Annotated in this window: 13 protein-coding genes; 12 read left to right on the forward strand and 1 reads right to left on the reverse strand. The window is 64.0% G+C overall.

What is annotated here, in order from left to right; all coding sequences use genetic code 11:
- Window positions 1–67 precede the first annotated feature (67 nt).
- The 5 genes from FJ867_RS19885 to FJ867_RS19905 all read left to right on the forward strand — a co-directional run bounded on the left by FJ867_RS19885 (window position 68) and on the right by FJ867_RS19905 (window position 5,473).
- Window positions 68–1,225, forward strand: coding sequence for a fumarylacetoacetate hydrolase family protein (locus FJ867_RS19885; RefSeq protein WP_140818329.1), 1,158 nt, complete (start codon window positions 68–70; stop codon window positions 1,223–1,225).
- 272 nt (window positions 1,226–1,497) lie between these two features.
- Entirely contained in the window at window positions 1,498–2,433 is a 936-nt protein-coding gene (locus FJ867_RS19890) for a substrate-binding domain-containing protein (protein WP_140497931.1), read from the forward strand.
- Between the two features lie 119 nt (window positions 2,434–2,552).
- Window positions 2,553–3,539: an ABC transporter permease gene (locus tag FJ867_RS19895; protein WP_140558252.1), complete on the forward strand. Its 987-nt coding sequence runs from the start codon at window positions 2,553–2,555 to the stop codon at window positions 3,537–3,539.
- Window positions 3,540–3,542: 3 nt separating this feature from the next.
- On the forward strand, window positions 3,543–4,334 hold the full coding sequence (locus FJ867_RS19900) for an ATP-binding cassette domain-containing protein (RefSeq protein WP_140497927.1): 792 nt from the start codon (window positions 3,543–3,545) through the stop codon (window positions 4,332–4,334).
- 116 nt (window positions 4,335–4,450) lie between these two features.
- Window positions 4,451–5,473 (forward strand): LacI family DNA-binding transcriptional regulator, encoded by a 1,023-nt coding sequence (locus FJ867_RS19905; RefSeq protein WP_140514733.1) that lies wholly within the window; start codon window positions 4,451–4,453, stop codon window positions 5,471–5,473.
- Window positions 5,474–5,805: 332 nt separating this feature from the next.
- On the opposite strand, the gene FJ867_RS19915 is transcribed toward FJ867_RS19905, so the two are convergent.
- The gene (locus tag FJ867_RS19915) at window positions 5,806–6,399 is read right to left on the reverse strand and encodes a TetR/AcrR family transcriptional regulator (protein WP_140497923.1); all 594 of its coding nucleotides are present in this window, start codon (window positions 6,397–6,399) and stop codon (window positions 5,806–5,808) included.
- Between the two features lie 245 nt (window positions 6,400–6,644).
- Here FJ867_RS19915 and FJ867_RS19920 point away from each other — a divergent pair, with 245 nt between their 5' ends.
- The 7 genes from FJ867_RS19920 to FJ867_RS19950 all read left to right on the forward strand — a co-directional run bounded on the left by FJ867_RS19920 (window position 6,645) and on the right by FJ867_RS19950 (window position 16,317).
- On the forward strand, window positions 6,645–6,893 hold the full coding sequence (locus FJ867_RS19920) for a hypothetical protein (protein WP_140818331.1): 249 nt from the start codon (window positions 6,645–6,647) through the stop codon (window positions 6,891–6,893).
- A complete protein-coding gene (locus FJ867_RS19925) occupies window positions 6,887–10,063 on the forward strand; it encodes a multidrug efflux RND transporter permease subunit (protein ID WP_140629458.1) in 3,177 nt (1,058 codons plus the stop codon). The genes FJ867_RS19920 and FJ867_RS19925 overlap by 7 nt, the downstream gene beginning before the upstream one ends.
- A 15-nt stretch (window positions 10,064–10,078) precedes the next feature.
- Window positions 10,079–11,233 carry an efflux RND transporter periplasmic adaptor subunit gene (locus FJ867_RS19930; protein ID WP_140818333.1) on the forward strand — a complete coding sequence of 385 codons (1,155 nt, stop codon included), beginning with the start codon at window positions 10,079–10,081 and terminating at the stop codon, window positions 11,231–11,233.
- 176 nt (window positions 11,234–11,409) lie between these two features.
- A complete protein-coding gene (locus FJ867_RS19935; RefSeq protein WP_140558256.1) occupies window positions 11,410–12,102 on the forward strand; it encodes a GntR family transcriptional regulator in 693 nt (230 codons plus the stop codon).
- A gap of 29 nt (window positions 12,103–12,131) precedes the next feature.
- Window positions 12,132–13,238, forward strand: coding sequence for a mandelate racemase/muconate lactonizing enzyme family protein (locus FJ867_RS19940; RefSeq protein WP_140818335.1), 1,107 nt, complete (start codon window positions 12,132–12,134; stop codon window positions 13,236–13,238).
- Window positions 13,235–14,419: a mandelate racemase/muconate lactonizing enzyme family protein gene (locus FJ867_RS19945; protein WP_140818337.1), complete on the forward strand. Its 1,185-nt coding sequence runs from the start codon at window positions 13,235–13,237 to the stop codon at window positions 14,417–14,419. Before FJ867_RS19940 ends, FJ867_RS19945 begins: the two co-directional genes overlap by 4 nt.
- A 233-nt stretch (window positions 14,420–14,652) precedes the next feature.
- Complete coding sequence (locus tag FJ867_RS19950) at window positions 14,653–16,317, forward strand: ABC transporter substrate-binding protein (RefSeq protein WP_140497911.1); 1,665 nt, start codon at window positions 14,653–14,655, stop codon at window positions 16,315–16,317.
- Window positions 16,318–16,382: the final 65 nt, after the last annotated feature.

Raw genomic sequence — 16,382 nt, forward strand, 5'->3', positions numbered from 1 at the left:
AGGAATCCGGTGAAAGTGCCGCGCCGAACCAGCAAGCCGCATTTTTGATGATCAGAGGACCGCACACATGACGAACCCGATGCAACTGCCCGCCGAAGGCCTTTTTGTCGGGCGCGCCAGGAGCAGCGATGCCTCGCATCCCATGGTGGTCACGGTGCGCGACGGCACCGTGTTCGACATCACGTCGAGTACGGCGCCAACCGTGCGCGATATTTGCGAGATGGGCGATCCGGCAGGATACGTGCGCTCGGCCAAAGGCAAGCCGATCGGCTCGCTCGACGGCATCGCGGCCAACAGTTTCGAAGCCACGCGTGATCCGGCAAGGCCCTATCTCATCTCCCCCGTCGACCTGCAGGCGATCAAGGCCTCGGGCGTCACCTTCGTCGTCAGCCTTTTGGAACGTGTCATCGAGGAACAGGCGCGCGGTTCGGCGGAAAAGGCCGACGCCATCCGCGCCGACATTGCCGGGCTGATCGGCCACGATCTGTCCAAGCTCAAGCCCGGTTCGCCGGAAGCGATGGAGATCAAGGCCAAGCTCATCGCGCGCGGCGCCTGGTCGCAATATCTGGAAGTGGGCATCGGCCCCGATGCCGAGATCTTCACCAAATGCCAGCCGATGGCCTCGGTCGGTTTCGGCGCCGATGTCGGCCTGCATCCCGTCTCGACCTGGAACAATCCGGAGCCGGAGATCGCCGTGATCGCCGCCTCAAGCGGCAGGATCGTCGGCGCCACCATCGGCAACGACGTAAATCTGCGCGATGTCGAAGGGCGCTCCGCGCTGCTGCTCGGCAAGGCCAAGGACAACAACGCCTCCGCCTCGCTCGGCCCCTTCATCCGCCTGTTCGACGGCACGTTCTCCATCGACGACGTAAAGCGGGCCGTGGTCCGGCTGAAAGTGGAAGGTGAGGACGGGTTCTCGCTGGAGGGCGCGAGCTCGATGGCCGAGATCAGCCGCTCTCCCGAAGAGCTCGTAGCGGCTGCCATGGGCGCGCATCACCAGTACCCGGACGGCCTGGCGCTCTATCTCGGCACCATGTTCGTGCCTTCGAAGGACCGCGGCGAGAAGGGCAAGGGGTTTACCCATAAGGTCGGCGACATCGTCACCATCTCGTCGGAGAAATTCGGCGCGCTGGTCAACCGGGTGCGACTGTCGCCGGACTGCCCGCACTGGACCTACGGCGCCAGCCATCTGATGCGCGATCTTGCCAGGGCCGGCCTCCTCTAGCTCTGGGTTCACCCGAGGGCGGTCAATCATCGCTCCGGCGACCCTCGAGGCCGGTATCACCTGCCGCGAAAAATCATCCGAACTGATGCAATCTGATGGGACCGCTGATGGCGCCCCGTCAGGCGCCGACTACGACTGACAGGCGGAGGCTTGCCATTTGTCGAAAAAGAGGATGCTCTGATCATCCAACACGACGTTGGCGGGGAGGACGCGGTCTTGCCCGATCAAGAGGGCGGTTTCGAACTGATCAGTTTCAAACGGGAGGAAATCAAATGCTGACACGGCTAAGAGTGGTTCTATACGGCCTGCTGGTCGCGCTGACGGTCATTCCGGCGGCGGCGCAGGCCAAGACGTTCTACTGGATTTCACATGGCGGCCCGGCCGATCCGGTCTGGACATACTTCCTTGCCGGCGCCAAGCAATGGGCCAAGGACACCGGCAATACCGTCAACACCTCGTTCCACAATGGCGACGTCGCCTCGCAGCAGGAGGCGGTGCGGGCCGCGATCTCGGCCAAGGCCGACGGCATCACCACCACCAGCCCCGATCCGGGCAGCCTTGTCGAGATCGTCAAGGAAGCCCGCGCGGCCAACATTCCGATCATCAATTTCAACACGCCCGATCCCAAGGCCAATTTCAACGCCTATGTCGGCGGCGACAATGTCACCTTCGGCAAGCACTGGGCGCAGTATCTGGTCGACAAGGGCCTGGTGAAGAAGGGCGACTTCGTCTGGATGCCTGTCGAGATTCCCGGCGCCACCTATGGCGTGCAGGAAGAGGAAGGCATCAAGAGCGTGTTCGAGCCGCTCGGCATCACCTATGAGGTGACCGAGGCGACGCTCGACCAGGCCGAGGTGATCAACCGCATGGTCGACTATCTCACCGCCAACAAGGCTAAGGTGAAGGCGATCATCGGCCTTGGCGACCTCGTCACCGGCTCGATCAAACGCGTGTTCGACCAGGTCGGCGTCAAGCCCGGCGAAATCCCCGTCGTCGGCTGGGGCAACTCGCTCGACACCACCCAGGAAGTGCTGAACGGCTACGTCAATGCCGGCCAGTGGCAGGATCCGCAAGCGACCAGCTATGTCGCGCTGTCGCTCGCCAACATGGCCGCAAGCGGCATTCCCCCGGGCTTCAACGTCATCACCGGCGCGCTCTATGAGAAAGACACCGCCGAGATCTACGACAAGATCCTGTCCGGCAAATAGCCCCTGATCTCCAGCGCCGCGCGTCCACCGGGCGTGCGGCGTCCCGCCCTTTCGCCTGGTATCGAGCCGTTTGATGCGGCCCGATGGTCCGGCCCATTCCAACCAGTCGCGGGTTACACGTGGAAAATCGTTCGCTTGTCCAAGGCCTGATCGCGCGGCCGGAATTCGGCCCCTTCGTGCTGCTCGTCGTCGAGATCGCCGTCTTCTGGGGTTTCAACCACGACTTCCTGTCACCCCAGAACATCTCCAACACGTTGGCCTTCACGGTCGAGCTCGGGCTGATCGCGCTGGCGATGACGTTGCTGATGACGTCGGGCGAATTCGACCTTTCCGTCGGCTCGCTGTTCGGCTTCTCGCCGGTGCTGATGTGGACGCTGTTCAACAGCGGCCTCACCTCGCTGGAGATGGGCTTCGTTGTCGCGCTGCTGGTCGCCGCCTTCATCGGCCTGGTCAATGGCTGGTTCGTCACGCAGCTCAAGATCCCGTCCTTTCTGGTCACGCTCGGCATGCTCCTGGTGGTGCGCGGCACCGCGCTGTTCGTCACCGACGGCTTTCCGCAGCGCACCTGGAGCGCCGAGGGCAGTTGGCTGGCGGAGGCGCTGGTCGGCGATTTCTTCATCGGCCCGTTCCGCATCTACATGTCGCTGTTCTGGTTCATCGCCGCGGCCATCGCGCTGGGCTATGTGCTGACGCAAAGCCGCACCGGCAACTGGATCCAGGCCGCCGGCGGCAACCCGAACGCTGCGAGGGCGCGCGGCGTCAATGTCAGCCGCGTCAAGATCGGCCTGTTCGTGCTGTCCTCGGTCATGGCCTCGCTTGCAGGCGTCATCTCCTCGCTGCGCACCTCGGCGGCCAACCCCAACAGCGGCACCGGCTACGAACTCGAGGTCATCGCCATGGTGGTGATCGGCGGCACGGCGCTGACGGGCGGGCGCGGCACCATCATCGGCACCGTGCTCGGCATCCTGATCCTGCGCGTCATGCGCAACGGCATCGTGCTGATCGGCGTGCCCGGCCTTGCCTACAACATCTTCATCGGCGCGATCATCCTTGGCATGATGGCGCTTCATTCATGGCTGGAACGCCGGCATCAGGCAGGGACGTGAACCATGGCCGAGCCACTGATCCGCATGCAGAACATCCGCAAGTCCTACGGGCGCGTGCAGGCGCTGGTGGACGCCAATTTCCATGTCAACGAGCGCGAGATCGTCGGCCTGCTCGGCGACAATGGCGCCGGCAAGTCGACGCTGATCAAAGTGCTGTCGGGCGCGGTGCCGCTGACCAGCGGCGACATCTTCATCCGCGGCAAGAAGGTGAACCTGCGCAACACCAGCGACGCCATCGCCAACGGCATAGAGACCATCTACCAGGATTCGGCGCTGGTCACCCAACTGTCGATCGCCCGCAATTTGTTCCTCGGGCGCGAGCCGATCAAGCCGCCGCGCTTCCTCAACCGCATGGACCAGGAGGCGATGAACACGGTCGCCCGCGACCTACTCAAGCAGGTCGGCATTTCCAAGAACATTCCGCCGACGACGCCGATCGGCTCGCTCTCCGGCGGCGAGCGCCAGGCGGTGGCGATAGCGCGCGCCATGCATTTCGACAGCGATCTCATCATCCTCGACGAACCGACCAACAATCTCGGCGTCGCCGAAACCCAGGGCGTGCTGAGCTTCGTGCGCAGCGCGCGCGATTCCGGCCATTCCTGCATCTTCATCGCGCACAACATCCACCATGTCTTCCAGGTGGTGGACCGCATCGTCGTCATGCGGCGCGGCAAGGTGGTGGCCGGGGACATCGACCCCAAGACGACCAGCGTGGCGGAGGTTGAACGCGTCATCACCGGCATGTCGGACAAGGAGATCCGCGACGCCATCGCCGATGGCAAGGGGTCGCATTGAGGACGAGCGCAACATCCCTGGCGAAACAGCAGAATGGGCATCCGGGCGATGGGCGCGATCGGCGCCGCTCAAATCGCCCGTCTGGCGTGCCATCGCATCGGCAATAGGGTTGCGGCATGAAAGCCACCGTCTCTGACATCGCCAGGAACTGCGAACTGTCGACGGCGACGGTCGACAGGGTGCTCAACAACCGGAAGGGGGTCAGCGCGGCCAACCGGCAGCGCGTCATGGAGGCCGCCAAGCAACTCGGCTATCTGCCGGTCGCCGATCAGGTAACGCTCCCCTCGCGGCCGGCCAATCTGGAATTCTTCCTGCCGATCGGCAGCAACGCCTTCATGCAGGATTTGGCCAGGCATATCGAGGATTATGCCTCGCGCCTGCCGCTCGTTGCCTCGTGCCGGATCCACAACCTCGCCGGAATCTCGCCGAACGCTTTGCAGACCGCCGTCGAAAACCTGTCGCTGAAAGCCAACGGCGTCGGCGTCATCGCCGTCGATCATCCCAGGACGCGCAACATCCTGCGCGACATCGTCGAGGCCGGCATTCGCCTGGTGACGCTGGTGTCCGATATTCCGGCCGCACCACGCTCGGCCTATGTCGGCATAGACAACCGGGTGGCGGGACGGACCGCCGCACTCCTGATGGGGCGCTTCCTCGCCGACCGCGAGGGCCAGTTGGCGATGGTGGTCGGCTCGCGCTCCTATCGCGGCCATGAGGAACGTGAGATGGGTTTCCGCTCCGTGCTCGGCGAGGAGTTCCCCAACCTGAGCGTCAGCAGCGCCGTCGAGATCAACGACGAGACCGGTGCCAGCTATGCCGAAACCATGAAGGCGCTGCGCAACGAGCCGGAACTGCTCGGCATCTATTGCATTGGAGCCGGACGCTCCGGCGTTGCCAAGGCCATCCGGGAGGCCAGGCCCAACCGCAAGCCGGTATTCATCTGTCACGACCTGACGAGGGAAACGCGCGGCTATCTCGTCGACGATCTCGCCGACGTCGTCATCGACCAGAATGCCAGGCTGATCGCCGAGCAATCGGTCATCCGCCTGCTTGGCTCGATCGCATCATCGGCGCCCTACCTGACGCGGAAATTCATCGAGCCGCGGCTGATCTTCCGGGAAAACGTCCCGGTGCAGTGACGCGGGCCGCGAGGCCTTCCGATCACGTCGCGAGCGATACGGCGAATCTGCACAGCTGCTATGCACGATTCACGATTGCCGAATCATTGGGCAACTCATAGCTTTTGGTTGTCGGCCATCTACTCCTCCCAGATGCGATGCCGGCGCTGAGTGGGGTGCACCTCCTCCCGCACCACATTCGAAATCGAGCCCGCTGCCACCTCCTCCCGGCAGCGGGCTTTTTTATTGCATGCCGGACATTTCCGGGAACGGCAGGGAATCCACGCAACATCAAAGCCACGGCAAACCGGAAGCGCACGCGCTGTCCGGCGCCAATGAGCCTTGCCGATGGATCAGCCCGCGGCGGCTCCGCCCCTGAAGGACTGGATCAACCCTTCCGCCATGCGCACCAATTGCGCGCTGGGACCTTCGGTGCCAACGGTCTGCACGCTCACGCGCGCGCCTTCGCACAGCAGCGAAAGCGTATCGGCCAGAAGTTCGGCCTGGCCGATGCCGGCGCCCCGGCAGAGCGCCACCAGGCGCTCGCGCTGGGCTTCCTTGAGTTCCTTGATCACGCGCCTGGCCGGATGGTCGGGTTCAGTCAGCTCAACCGCGGCGTTGGCCATGTCGCAGCCGCGGCAATCGGCCGTAAGCATCTCGGCCGCCTTGCGAACCCAGGCATGCAGTTGCGCGAGCTTGTCGCCCGGGTGCTCGGCTTCGAATGCGTCCCACATCGCGCCGGCCTTTGATGCGGTGGCGCGCAGGCATTCGATGATCAGATCGTCCTTGGATTCGAAATGACGGTAGAGCGTCATCTTGTTCGTGCCGGCAGCCTCGGTGATGGCGTCGACGCCGACGCCCTTGATGCCGTGCTTGTGGAACATGTCGCGCGCCGTCTCCAGGATCCGATCCCGGGGACGAGGACGCTCCACGACGCCGTCTGTCATCATTGATCTCCTTCGTTTCCAAAAATCCCTCGGCCACCTCTTGACTAGGGTGTTACCGGTCTGTAACTTCCAGAATGTTACTTACTGGTAACACCTATGGCGTCCGCCGTCAATAACAAGACCGTGATCTGGTCCGGCCAGATCGGGGCGGGCGAAAAATTGCATTTCATGCGGCTCCGGCCGGTGAAGAGATGAAAAACGGTTCGCGAGCATGGGCTGCGAATCGACAGACAAGGAGCCGGCCAATGCCACAGCGCCGCGATCTTACCATAGATGAAGCCATCCGGGATCCGATGATCCGGCTGGTCATGAAAGCCGACGGGGTCGATCCGCGCGCTTTCGAAACAATGCTGCGCACGCTTGCCGGTTCGCAGCGCGGCGAGGTGCCGTTGCTCCGTTCGTCGGAAGAGTTCGGACGCGGCCAGAGGCTGTCCAGGGTTGCCACTGCGTTCGGCAGGGCAAGAGCAGCCGGAGAGGCGTGCGTGTCGTGGTAAACTTCTTCATTCACCGCCCGATCTTCGCCTCGGCGATCGCCATCATCATGGTGCTCGCCGGGACGATTTGTTATTTCCTGCTGCCCGTCTCGCAGTTTCCCGACATCACACCGCCGCAGGTCGTGGTCAGCGCCCACTATCCGGGAGCCAGCGCGCAGGTGGTCGCCGACACGGTGACGACGCCGCTGGAGCAGCAGATCAACGGCGTGCAAGGCATGACCTACATGTCGTCGACCAGCTCCAACGACGGCTCCTCGACGATCACCATCACCTTCGATGTCGGCTATTCCCTGAGCACCGCCGCCGTCGACGTCCAGAACCGCGTCTCGCAGGCTGCCTCGTCGCTGCCGGCGATCGTCAATCAGGGCGGCGTGACGATCAAGAAGCAGAATCCGAACTTTGTCCTCATCGTCAACCTCACCTCGCCCGACGGTTCCGTCGATCCGGTGGCACTGTCGAACCTTGCCTATCTGCAAGTGGTCGACCCGCTGAAGCGGCTGCCCGGTGTCGGTGACGTGCAGATCTTCGGCGAGCGGCGCTATTCGATGCGCGTCTGGCTCGATCCGGACAAGCTCGCCAATCTCGGCATCACCGCCGTCGACGTCCAGAACGCCATTGCCGAGCAGAACGTCCAGGTGGCCGCCGGCAAGATCGGCCAGTCTCCGGCGCCTGCCGGCACCGCTTTCGAGATGCAGGTCAATGCCGTTGGCCGGTTGAGCGATCCCAAGGAGTTCGGCGACATCGTCGTGCGCGCCAACACCACCACCGGTTCGCTGGTGCGGCTGCGCGACGTCGCCCGCATCGAGCTCGGCGCCCTGCAATATTCGTCGTCGGCCTTCTTCGGCAAGGACCCGACCGTGGTGCTCGCCGTCTATCAGATGCCCGGCTCCAACGCGCTCGATCTGCAGCAGCGCGTCAAGGACAAGATGCAGGAGCTGTCCGCCCGCTTCCCCAAGGGCGTCAGCTATGCCATGCACTACGACACGACGCGCTTCGTCTCGGCCTCCATGCATGACGTGCTGATCACGCTCGGCGAGGCTCTGGTTCTCGTCGTCGCCGTGGTGTTCATCTTCCTGCAAAGCTGGCGCACCACAATTATCCCGACGATCGCCATCCCGGTGTCGCTGGTGGCGACGCTCGTCGTCATGGAGATGATGGGCTTCTCGCTCAACATGCTCTCCCTGCTCGGCATGGTGCTGGCGATCGGCCTTGTCGTCGATGATGCCATCGTGGTGGTCGAGAATGTCGAACGACAGCTCGAGGCCGGGCTGAAACCGCTGGCAGCGACGAAAGCCGCCATGGCCGAGGTCACCGGTCCGATCATCGCCACCACAGCCGTGCTGATGGCCGTCTTCGTGCCGGTCGCCTTCATCCCCGGCGTTTCGGGACGCCTCTACAACCAGTTCGCGCTGACGGTGGCGATCTCGGTCGGCATTTCCGCCTTCAATTCGCTGACGCTGAGCCCGGCGCTGAGCGCCGCCTTCCTGCGCCATCGCCAAGGCACGCAATTCGTGCTGTTCCGCTGGTTCAATACGGGCTTCGACAGGCTGTCGCATGCCTATGCCAATGGCGTGCGCATCCTCATCCGTTTGCGCTGGATCATGCTCGGCCTGTTCGCGGCCGGGCTGGTCGCCACCTATTTCGTCTGGGCGAAGCTTCCCTCGACCTTCCTTCCGGTCGAGGACCAGGGCTATTTCTTCGTCGTCATCCAGTTGCCCGACGGCGCTTCACTGGAACGCACCGACGCGGTGGCGCAGAAGGCGCGCGACATCCTGCAATCGACGCCCGGCGTCGACATCGTCGGCTCGATCAGCGGCCTGAACTTCCTGACCAGCGCTGCGCAGTCGAATTCCGCGGTCGAATTCGCCATCCTCAAGCCGTGGGAGGAGCGCGGTCCCGACCAGAGCGCCTCCAAGCTCGTCGCCGACGTGCGCGGCAAGCTGATGCAGATCCCGGAGGCGTTCGCGCTCTCCTTCGATCCGCCCTCGATCCCGGGTATCGGCACCACGGGCGGCTTCGAATTCGTCGTCGAGGACCTTACCGGCCGCGGCAGCACCGCGCTCAACGACGCGACGCAAGCCGTGATCGCCGAGGCGCGCAAGCAGCCGGAAATCAACCCCCAGCAGCTTTTCTCGCCATTCTCGACCTCGACGCCGCAGTTCAACTACGACCTCGACCGCGCCAAGGCGAAGCTGCTCGGGCTCAACCTGCCTGACGTCTTCAACACGCTGCAGATCTATCTCGGCTCGCTCTACGTCAACGACTTCAACCTGTTCGGCCGCACCTTCCGGGTGACCATCCAGGCCGACAAGGATGCACGCGCGGGTGCGGCCGACATTTCGCGGCTCTATGTGCGCAATGCCTCCGGCGGCATGGTGCCGCTCAGCACGCTGGGCAAGCTGGTGCCGTTCGTCGGCCCGGAAACGGTGCCGCACTACAACAACAACGCCTCGGCCTCGATCAATGGCGGCGCCGCGCCCGGCTATTCGTCGGGCCAGGCGGTCGCCGCCATGGAACGGGCCGCCGCCACGGCTCTGCCAAGGGATTTCGGCTTCGAATGGACCGGCATCACCTTCCAGGAGCTCAAGGCGGGATCGATTGCGTCGGTCGTCTTCGGCCTCGCCATCGTCTTCGTCTTCCTGATCCTGGCGGCGCAATATGAGAGCTGGGCGATGCCGTTCATGGTGCTGCTGGCAGTGCCGCTCGCCTTGTTCGGCGCGTTCGTGGTGCTGTGGGTGCGCGGCATGCAGATCGACGTCTACTCGCAGATCGGCTTCGTCATGCTGATCGGCCTGGCGGCGAAGAACGCCATCCTGATCGTCGAGTTCGCCCGGCGACGGCGCGAAGAAGGCCTCAGCATCGTCGAAGCGGCGATGGAAGCGGCACGGCTGAGGCTGCGGCCGATCCTGATGACGGCCTTCGCCTTCATCCTGGGCGTGCTGCCGCTGATGTTCGCGACCGGCGCCGGTGCTGCCAGCCGTCAATCGATCGGCACCACCGTCTTCGGCGGCATGGTGGCGGCGACCATCCTGTCGCTGGTGTTCGTGCCGGTCTTCTATGCGGTCATCGAACAGCTGCGCGAACGGCGCGGCGGTGAAGAGCCCGCTTCCCTGCATTCCGAACCAACTGCCGAACCCGCCTTGCCGCCCATGGCGCAAGCGGCCGAATAAGATTGGAGACTGAACATGCGTAAATGGAAAATCGCTTTGGGCGCCGCTGTCGCGCTGGGTGCAATCTCGGTGGCGAGCGTTCACCTGCTCGATATGGGCAGCCTCAGCCTCAAGGCCGGCACGGCCGGAGCGGCAACGCCCGCTCCCGCGGCATTCGTCATGCCGGTGCCGGTGACCAGCGTGGTGAAGAAGACGATCCCGATCTATCTCGACTATGCCGCCCGCACCGAACCGATCCGCAGCGTCACGCTGCAGGCCAGAGTGCCGGGCTACCTGGAAGAGCAGGCCGCCGAAGACGGCGCCGACGTCAAGAAGGGCGACCTCCTCTACAAGATCGCGCCGCAGGACTTCCAGGCGGCGCTCGACCAGGCGAAGGCGCAGGTGCAGCGTGATACAGCGACGCTCGACTATGCCCGCTCCAATCTCGGCCGCGGCACCGAGCTCGCCAAGAGCGGCTATCTGGCCAAGGACAGCTTCGACCAGCGCACCAGCACCTTGCGCGAGGCGCAGGCGTCGCTGGCGCTCAACCAGGCGGCGGTCCGCTCGGCCGAGCTCAATTTGAGCTATTCGGAGATTCGCGCTCCCTTCGCAGGCCGCATCGGCCGTAACCAGGCCTCGATCGGCACGCTGGTCAGCGTCGCCGGCACGGTGCTCAACACGCTGGTGCAGCTCGACCCGATCTATGTAACCTTCAATCCGAGCGAGAGCGATCTGGCGCAGATCGAGGAAGCTCGCGCCGCCGGCCCGATCGAGGTCGAGGTGCTGCTCCCGGGCGAGACCGAAGCCCATCAGAAGGGCGAGCTCACCTTCATCGACAATACGATCGATCATTCGACGGGCACCATCACCGCGCGCGCCACCATCGGCAACGCCAAGTTCGCGCTGCTGCCTGGCCAATATGTCCGCGTCCGGCTGCACGTCAAACAGCAGCCCGATGCGCTTATGGTGCCGCAGGTGGCACTGGGTTCGAGCCAGCTCGGCAAATATCTCTACGTCGTCGGCAAGGGCAACACGGTCGACCAGCGGCTGGTCTCGACCGGGCCGACCAGCGGCGACCTGGTGGCCATCCTGAGCGGAGTCACGGAAGGCGACCGGGTGATAACAGGCAATCTGCAGAAGATCGGCCCTGGAATGCCGATTTCGCCACTGCCACAGAAACCGGCCACCTGACTCCCCCGCAGGCCCGGTTTCAGCGCGGCGCCCCGGCCTTCCCACAGGTCGCGGGCGCCGCTTTTGCGAGCAGCTCCGCCCGACCAGTACCGGCCATGTGAAAAAAGCCGCAAAAGTCCTTGTTAGATTGTCGACAATCTGCTTGTCTTGCCCTTGTTTCGTCGGGAGTGGCCGGGATGGCAAAGGCGGATTTCAGTCCAATCGCGGATACGACCCGACGCGCGGAGATCGTGGCGCTGCTGCGACGGGCAATCCTGACCGGCCAGTTGGAGCCGGGCCAAAAGCTCAACGAGCTCAGGATTTCCGAGCAGATGCGCGTCAGCCGCGCGCCTTTGCGCGAAGCAATGCGCGAGCTGGTGCAGGAAGGCATCCTGACCAGCATCCCCTATGCCGGCACCTTCGTCATCAATGTCACCGCCAAGGACATCGACGATGTCTACTCGCTCAACAAGGTGCTCGACGAATTCGCCATCGAGCGGACATGGGAGCTGCGCGACCAGCGCTTTTTCGATGAGCTCGACCGGCGCCATGAGGCGGTGAAGCAGGCGACGCGCGACCGCGACACCACAAGGCAGATCGAAACCGCGCTGCAACTGCATGGCCTGATTCACGAATGGGCCGACAATTCCGTTCTTTTGGAAACATGGCAACGGCTGACCAGCCGGTTGCAGATGTATTTTGCCCTGCACCAGCAGGCACGCAACGAAGCGGTGCCTGCCGAGAACGTTCACGAGACTTACGTGCGGCTGCTCAAGGGCGACGACATGCGCGCTGCCCAGCGCCACGCCCGCGAGCATATAGACCACGACTTCGAAGAGCTTCTAGCCTACGCGCGCGCGCTCGAACGTCGCCCGTCGAAGGGCGCCTGATACTTCCCCAGCGGACAACGGACATTAACGTGCAGATCGCAACCATCAAAGCCTACCATGTCGTGCAGCCCTTCGTGGACGGCCCCTACCGCATGTCCAAGGGGCGCGTCGCCGACGCCTTCGACGCGGTGATCGTCGCCATCACCTCGAACGATGGCATCACCGGTTGGGGCGAGATGGCGCCGCTCGGCAATTTCTATTCGGCCGCCTTCCCGGCGGGCGCCCGTGCCGGCGTTATGGAGATCGCCCCGCACCTCATCGGCCACGACCCGCGCGGCCTCGCCGGCATCGGCCGGCTGATGGACATCGTGTTCAAAGGGCATCCCTACATCAAGTCGGCGCTCGACATGGCCTGCTGGGATCTCGCCGCGCGCGCCGCCGACGTGCCGCTGGTGACGATGCTGGGCGGCAAGGAGAGCGATACGGCCGAGCTTTACAAGGTCGTCACCCATGGCAGCGTCGATGCCATGGCCGCCCTTGCGCAGCGCATCGTCCAGGACGGCTTCCACCGGCTGCAGGTCAAGGTCGGCGGCAACGTCCGCGACGACATCGAACGCGTCACGGCGGTCGCCGCCTCAGTGCCGAAAGACACTGTCATCTTCTGCGACGCTAATGCCGGCTGGACGCCCTACCAGGCGCGCCAGTTCGCCGATGCGACGCGCTCGATCGATTACACATTCGAGCAACCCTGCACGACGATCGAGGAAAACATGTCGGTGCGCCGCATGCTCGACAAGCCGATGGTGCTCGACGAATCCGTCACCTCGCTCGAGGACATGCTGGAAATCCATCGCCGAGGCGCGGCCGACGGGCTGACGCTGAAGATCTCGCGGCTCGGCGGCGTCGGCAGGACCCGGCTGATCCGCGATGTCGCCGTCGACCTCGGCTTCATGATCACCGTCGAGGATACCGGCGGCGCCGAGATCGACACGGCAGCCATGGCGCATCTGTCGCTGTCGACGCCGCAGGAGCGCCGCCTGCACGCCATCGCCTTCCACGAATGGGTGACGGTGCGCACGGCGTCGAACAAGCCGCCGGTCACCGGCAGCCGCATGGGCGTTCCGGATGGTCCGGGCCTCGGCATCGACGTCGTCCCGGATCTGCTCGGCAAGCCCTTCTTCGAGGTCGGCCGGTGAAAATCCGCGGCATCAACGCGACGCCGATCAACCTCAGGCTCGAGGCGCCTTATGCCTGGGTGTTCGGTGAACTCGACGGCTTCTCGCCGACCATTGTCGAAGTGGAGACCGAAGATGGCCTGATCGGCCTCGGCGAAGCACCGATGCCGGCAGCAGCCGCGATCATCAACGACATCCTGGCACCCCGGCTCGTGGGCCGCGACGCCTTCGACATCGCCGGCGCCGAGCATGTCTGCCTGCCCTACTGGACCGGCGTGCAGTCGATCAACGACCGCACCCGCATCATGGCCTTCGGCGCGATCGAGATGGCGCTCTGGGACCTGCGCGGCAAGGCGTGGAACCAGCCGCTCTACCAATTGCTCGGCGGCGCCGTGCGCAAGGAGATCCCGTTCACCGATTACTTTTCGCTACGCGGCAACGGGCCAAGCGTGAAAGGCGAGACGACAGCGGAGGAAGTCGCCGACTACTGCGTCGAGCTTCATGAGACCCACGGAACGACCTTCTTCGAAGGGAAGTTCTCGACGCAGGATCCAAAAATCTCGCTGAAGATGATCGAATTGATCCGCAGGAAGCTCGGCGACGATGCAATGATCCGCATCGATTCCAACCAGGCCTATTCGCTCAGCACCGCCCGGCGACTGACGCGGCCGCTGGAAGAGCTTAGCGTGCGCAATTGGGAGGATCCAGTGGCGACGATCGAGGAGATGCGCGAACTCAGGCGCCATTGCTCGATCCCGTTCTCGACCCACAACATCGACATCGCCCGCGCCATGGACCTCAAGGTGCCCGACGCCTTCGTCGGCAATCCAACCGCGCATGGCGGCATCGGCCGCATGCTGCGCTTCGTCGGCGCCTGCGAGCACGCCGGCATCGATTTCTGGTGCTACAGCGGCGACAGCGGCATCGGCAGCGCCGCCTACCTGCATCTATGCGCGGCGCTCGGCTGGATACGGGAACCGAACCAGTCGCTGTTTCGCATGCAACCGACCGACATCACCGAGGAAGGACCGTTTTGCCCGAGGAATAATGTCGTGCCTGTGCCGGAGGGGCCCGGTCTCGGCATCACATTGTCGCGAGAACGGCTCGCTGCCTGCCATCGCGACTTCGCCGAGAACGGGCCCTGCAACAAATATCACGATCCGGCAAAGCCCGGAACTTACCGTCGTTTGCCGCTGAACTAGATGAGGGCGGCCGGCCACAACAGCAGAAGCCAGCCGCCGCGATCCCGGTCGGAAAGGGTGGCCACGGACTAGAGGAAGCAGTGCAGCCCAGAAACCGGCACGTCCGCGCCAAGGACTGGATGGACCGGACAAAACCGCGTGCTACAGTCCCGGTCTACAGGCCTCTGGCGACCGGAAACGGTATAGTCGCGAATTTTCGTCAACCATAAGAAACAGGGGAAAGGGTCAAACCCATGAGCAAGAATTATCGCATTCTCGACCTCATCCGGCGCAATCGCTCGCCGCTCGAAAATCACCTCATCGACGGTCTCGTCGACGGCCGTGTCAGCCGCCGCGACTTCATCCGCCATGGCAGCCTGCTCGGCCTGTCGCTGCCGCTGCTGGGCGGCATCACCACGGCCGCGGGCCTCGGTGCCATGCCGTCGCTCGCCCGGGCGCAAGGCGCGCCAGGCGCCACGATCCGCGTCGCAAGCAGCGTGCCGGCGGCGACGATCGACCCTGTCACCATCGCCGATGCCGGCGGCCTGCTGATCATGCAGCAAGTCGCGGAGTTCCTCTGCGTCGACGGCCCCGATCTCGTGCTCAAGCCGGCGCTGGCTGAAAGCTGGAAGCCGAACGACAACGGCTCGGTGTGGACTTTCAAGCTGCGCAAGGGCGTGAAGTTCCACTCAGGCGGCGAAATGAAGGCCGACGACGTGGTGGCCAGCATCGACCGGATCGCCGACCCGGCCAACTCGTCCAACGCATTGTCGGTGTTCACCGGTATCCTGTCGAAGGGCGCCAGCAAGAAGGTCGACGACTACACGGTGGAATTCCACCTCGACGCCCCGAACGGCAACTTTCCCTACATGGTGTCGTCCGATAATTACAACGCCGTCATCGTGCCGGCGAGCTACAAGGGCGACTACGAAAAGAGCTTCGACGGCACCGGGCCGTTCAAGATCGACAAATACACGCCGAAGGTCGGCGCTTCCTTCGTCCGGAACGAAGGCTACTGGGGCGAGAAGGCGCTGCCGGAACGCACCGAATTCACGTTCTTTGCCGACATGCAGCCAATGATCCTGGCGCTGCAGGGCGGGCAGGTCGACATCATCAACCAGATGCCTGTCCTGTCTGGCGTGGCGCTGCTCAACGATCCCAACATCGACATCATCAGCCTGAAATCGTCGGCGCACCAGCAACTGCACCTGCGCTGCGACGACGGGCCGATGAAGGATGCGCGCGTGCGCCGCGCCATCGCGCTCAGCCTGGACCGCGACAAGCTAGTCGCGGGCCTGATGAAGGGGCGCGCCGTGGCCGGCAACGACAGCCCGTTCGCCCCGGTTTATCCCTCGACCGATGCGAGCGTGCCGCAGCGCAAGCAGGACATCGCGCAGGCCAAGCAGCTCATGGAGGCGGCGGGCGCGGGCAAGGGCTTCAAGATGACGCTGACCACCGAGCGCTATCTCGAAATCCCCGAATACGCCCAGCTCATCCAGAACTGGGTCAAGGAAATCGGCATCGAGCTCGAGCTCAACATCCTCGACCAGAGCGCCTATTACGGCGACGCCGTGTTCGGCAAATCGAACTGGCTGGACTCGGAAATGGGCATCACCGACTACGGCCACCGCGGCGTGCCGAACGTCTATCTTGCCGCCCCGCTGAAGAGCGAAGGCACGTGGAACGCGGCGCACTTCAAGAACAAGGACTACGACGCGCTGGCGACCAGCTATATCGCGGCCCTCGATCTCGAAGCGCAGAAGGCGACGGCAGGCAAGATCCAGAAACTTCTGCTCGAGGAGACGCCGGTCATCTTCGGCTATTTCTACGACTATCTGACGGCGACGGCGAAGGGCGTGGCCGGCGTGCAGCCGACCGCGATGTCGCAGCTGTTCCTGGAAAAGGCGTCGAAGGCCTGAGCGGAAGGGAAAGCCAATCCTATAACAGCCAGCTTCCTGACGGGAGCTGGCTACTCAGGGAGTGT

The organism is Mesorhizobium sp. B2-5-3 (assembly GCF_006441005.1).
Classification (GTDB): domain Bacteria; phylum Pseudomonadota; class Alphaproteobacteria; order Rhizobiales; family Rhizobiaceae; genus Mesorhizobium.

Bases quoted from the DNA above. Each gene is read 5' to 3' on its own strand.
- FJ867_RS19935 (WP_140558256.1), top strand. From the start codon at position 11,410: ATGGCAAAGGCGGATTTCAGTCCAATCGCGGATACGACCCGACGCGCG.
- FJ867_RS19900 (WP_140497927.1), top strand. From the start codon at position 3,543: ATGGCCGAGCCACTGATCCGCATGCAGAACATCCGCAAGTCCTACGGG.
- FJ867_RS19890 (WP_140497931.1), top strand. From the start codon at position 1,498: ATGCTGACACGGCTAAGAGTGGTTCTATACGGCCTGCTGGTCGCGCTG.
- FJ867_RS19905 (WP_140514733.1), top strand. From the start codon at position 4,451: ATGAAAGCCACCGTCTCTGACATCGCCAGGAACTGCGAACTGTCGACG.
- FJ867_RS19920 (WP_140818331.1), top strand. From the start codon at position 6,645: ATGCCACAGCGCCGCGATCTTACCATAGATGAAGCCATCCGGGATCCG.
- FJ867_RS19930 (WP_140818333.1), top strand. From the start codon at position 10,079: ATGCGTAAATGGAAAATCGCTTTGGGCGCCGCTGTCGCGCTGGGTGCA.
- FJ867_RS19915 (WP_140497923.1), bottom strand. From the start codon at position 6,399: ATGACAGACGGCGTCGTGGAGCGTCCTCGTCCCCGGGATCGGATCCTG.
- FJ867_RS19950 (WP_140497911.1), top strand. From the start codon at position 14,653: ATGAGCAAGAATTATCGCATTCTCGACCTCATCCGGCGCAATCGCTCG.
- FJ867_RS19885 (WP_140818329.1), top strand. From the start codon at position 68: ATGACGAACCCGATGCAACTGCCCGCCGAAGGCCTTTTTGTCGGGCGC.